This is a genomic window from Pinirhizobacter sp. (assembly GCF_035317885.1).
Taxonomy (GTDB): Bacteria; Pseudomonadota; Gammaproteobacteria; order Xanthomonadales; family Rhodanobacteraceae; genus Pinirhizobacter.
This window is the reverse complement of record NZ_DATHFX010000158.1, coordinates 1-3,176: the sequence shown is the minus strand read 5'-3', so window position 1 is coordinate 3,176 and position 3,176 is coordinate 1. Positions and strand designations below refer to the sequence as shown.

Annotated in this window: 1 protein-coding gene; it reads left to right on the top strand. The window is 65.6% G+C overall.

The genetic code is table 11. The features are described 5' to 3' along the window. Positions 1-147: 147 nt before the first annotated feature. Positions 148-3,176, top strand: a 3,029-nt coding sequence (locus tag VK519_RS04760; protein WP_324347986.1) for an autotransporter domain-containing protein, incomplete at its 3' end; no start/stop codon positions are given.

The window sequence follows — 3,176 nt, the reverse complement described above, 5'->3', positions numbered from 1 at the left end:
AACCTCACCCTGGGTAAGCCGGGTGCGTACACCAACGCCGTCGATGATTTCCTGCGGTCACTCGGCGGCGCCATGCCATGAACCGGTAAAGATTCTGTCATCGAAGCCTCTCCACACTGGGACTTTTAACCTCCCTGGCAGGCATCGATGAAAAAGCTCACCCTCGTCCTCGGCATCCTCATGGCGCTGGAGGGCGGCCAGGCGATGGCTGCGAACTTCACCGTGGCCAATGGCCAGACCCTCACGGCAGGACAGACGCTTGCCGCTGGTCAGGCCGGCACGGTGGCGGCGGGCGGTACGCTGCAGGTGGGCGGCAGCACCAACGCCGTGACCATCACCGGTTCCTCGACGTTCACCAATAGCGGTATCGTTGCCCAGACAGGTACCGGCCGCGCCATTCGCGACAACGCCGGCAACCTTACACTCACCGTGACCAACAACGCCGGCGCCAGCATGAGTGCGGCCGATGGCGACGTGATCCAGATGAACAAGGCCAACAGCAATGTCACCTTCTACAACAGTGGCCTGCTGAGCTCTGCCAACGCCTCCGAAGGCGGATCGCAGGCGATCGACTTCAACGCCATCACCACCGGTCAGAACACGCTCTACAACTATGCCACCGGTGTGATCACGGCCAACGAAGCGGATGCCGTGCGTCCCGGCGTCAACGGCTTTGTGTACAACGACGGCATCATCCGCGCCACGGTCAATGCCGGCAGCACCAGCAGCAGCGATGGCGTCGACCTGCAGGCGAACAGCGGTATCACCATTGTCAACGCCACCACCGGCTCAGCTTCCGTGGCGGGGACCGGCACGATCGAAGGCGCGCGCCACGGCATTACCGGCGGCAACACCGATACCAGCACCGATGGCACGTTCACCTTGAACGTCACCAACAATCTTGGCGGGACCATCCGTGGTGACAACGGTTCGGGCATCAACCTGGACGGTTTCAACAACAAGGAACAGGTGACCGTCGTCAACCACGGGACGATCACCGGCGGCAGCACCACCGGCGACGGCGACGGCGTGGATATCGACGGCGTGGTGAACCTCACCAACACCGGCACCATCATCTCGCGCCAGGCTTTCAACGACACCAGTGAAGGCGTTACCGTCGGCGGCGGCAGCATCGTCAACAGCGGCACCATCGAGGGCGACAACCTCAACGGTGGCATCGGCCGCGGCATCACGTTTGCGGGCCTGGACGCCGATCCGGTAACGGGCAACGCGATCCCGGTACAGGGCATTTTCGCCGACACTTCGGTGACCAACAGCGGACTGATCCGCGGACAGAGCGATTCGGCGATTGCTTTCACCGGCGCCGCCACGCCTTTCAACGTGACCTTGACCAATCTTGCCGGTGGCACTTTCGAAGGCGGAGGCAGTGCTGCCGTGGTATCGACCGGCGCGCAGGATGCGACGGTGGTGAATTACGGCACGATCACCGCCGATGGCAGCGGCAAGGCGGTGGACCTGGGTAGTGGCCATTCGCAGCTGCAGATCCTTGGTGGTTCGGCGGTGGTGAAGGGCGATATCTCCGGCGGCTCCGGCGGCAGCTCGTTGCTGGTGGTGCCAGGGTCTGGCAACGCCTTCAGCTATGGCGGGATCATCTCGAACTTCGCCTCGGTTGCTACCGGTGCCGGCACGGTGACGCTCACGGGCGCCAACACCTACACGGGCGACACCACCGCCACCGATACGCGGTTGGTGCTGGGCAACGCCAGCGCGCTGGGTACGGGGCGCCTGCTCGCCGTACGTCCAACGGTGGTTTACGGCAGCGGTCTGTCCATTGGCAACGCGATCGTGCTCCAGGGCGACACCACGCTGGAGGTGGACGGCGCGGACCTCGCCACGCAGGCAGGCGTGATCTCCGGCACAGCAGGGTTGCAGAAGACCGGCACCGGCACCCTGGTGCTCTCCGGTGTGAATTCCGCGACCGGTGGCACCACCGTGCAGGCGGGTAGTCTGCAGGTGGGTAGCGCTGCGGCGCCCTCGGCGAGCCTGGCGGGTAACGTGCAAGTGGCCGGTGGCGCCACGCTCACCGGTGGCGGTCGCATCGGCGGCAACGTGGTCAACGCAGGCACCGTGGCTCCTGGCGTGGGCCTGGGCACGCTCACCATCGGCGGTAACTACACGCAGCAGGCCGGTGGCACGCTTGCCATCGAGGCGACACCCGCGGGCCAGTCCGACCAACTGGTGGTCGGCGGCAAGGCTGCCATCGCCGGCAGCACGCTGGTGCTGGGGCAGGGCGGAACCTGGGCACCACGCACCAACTACACCATCCTTACTGCCGCGCAGGGCATCAGCGGGCAATTCGCCGGAGCTTCATCCAGCCTGGTATTCCTCGACCCCGTGCTTTCCTACACCGCCAACACCGTGGGCCTGTCGCTTGAGCGTAACGATATTGCCTTCGCCTCGACGGCCGGTACTGCCAACGAGCGCAATACCGCTGGTGCGCTGGAGGGCCTGGGTTTTGCCAGTCCGCTTTACAGCGCAGCCACCTTGCTCGATGCGGCATCCGCCGCGAAGGCGTTCGACCAGGTGTCCGGTGAACTTCATGCCAGCACGCGCACGGCGCTGATGGACGATAGCCGTTATGTGCGCGATGCCATCAACCAGCACCTGGCCAGCCCCGCTTCCGGCAACGGTGCGCCTGCCGTTGATACCTGGGCCGCGGCCTGGGGCCACGGCGGTGACCACGACGGCAACGACAATGCTTCGCGCCTGCAGGCCAACGGCAGTGGCCTGCTGCTCGGTGCGGACGTCGCCGCCGGCGCCAATGGCCGCGTCGGCGCCGTGGTGGGGACAGGGCAGAATTCGCTGAGCGTCGACGGCCTGGCATCCTCGGCGCATGTGACCGCCACGCACGCCGGCATCTACGGTGGTACCGCGTTCGGCGGCCTGCGCCTGCAGGCCGGCGTCGCCCATGCGTGGCAGCAGGTGGACAGCCATCGCTTCCCGGTCGTCGGGACTTTCTCCGGTGCCACGAACGGCAGTTATGACGCTTCGACCACCCAGGCGTACGTGGAAGGTTCGTATCGCTTCGAGCTGGGTGGGGAGTCGTCGGTCGAGCCGTTCCTCAACGTGGCCGACGTACGCCTGCATGCCGATGGCTTTACCGAGCGTGGCAGTGATGCAGCGTTGGTCGTCCAGGACCAGACGACCCACCAGTT